Source organism: Pseudomonas serbica, from assembly GCF_028823535.1.
Taxonomy (GTDB): Bacteria; Pseudomonadota; Gammaproteobacteria; order Pseudomonadales; family Pseudomonadaceae; genus Aquipseudomonas; species Aquipseudomonas serbica.
The window spans coordinates 1-597 of sequence record NZ_JAQIYM010000048.1 but is presented as its reverse complement, the minus strand read 5'-3'; the positions used below and the strand labels follow the sequence as shown (position 1 = coordinate 597).

Below are 597 nucleotides of genomic sequence, written 5' to 3'. Positions count from 1 at the left end.
CACGTCATCGACGATGTTGACCACGATGGTGCTGGTGGCGATGTTGCCCAGGCCATCGGTGGCCTGGTAGGTGAAACTTTCCTGGACGGTGTTGGCACCATCGTTGGCCGACGGTGTGGTGCTGGCCGGCGAGGTCAGGGTGTAGGTGTAGCTGCCGTCAGGGTGCAGCAGCAGTTGGCCGTAGGTGCCAACGGCATTGCTGACCAGGCTGTAGGTGATGGCGCCGCTGCCGCCGTGGACCGCGCCCACGAGTGTGCCGGTGGCAATTTCGCCGGGGTTGCACGGCTGTTCCAGGGCATTTTCGTAGACGGTTACGTCCTGGTCGCTGACCGCGACCAGGCAACTGTTGTGCACATCGATGGTGACCGTCGTGGTGCTTTCGTCACCGTCACCATCGCGTAGGGTGTAGGTGAACACGTCGCTCGCGCCCGGCCCGCTCACCGAATTCGGGTAGCTGTGGTACAGCGCATTGCCGGCCGCATCCAGGGTCAGGTAGCCGTAGGTGCCGTTGATCTGGCTGTTCAGGCCGCCATGCACCGGGGTCGAGGTGTCGTCGCCAGCACGCACGCCGACCACACCACCGCCGGCGAACTGGCC

At 64.7% G+C, this 597-nt stretch carries 1 protein-coding gene; it reads right to left on the bottom strand.

Translation table 11 applies throughout. The features are described from left to right. On the bottom strand, positions 1-597 hold a 597-nt coding region (locus NQL71_RS29680), incomplete at both ends, for an Ig-like domain-containing protein (protein ID WP_274643792.1).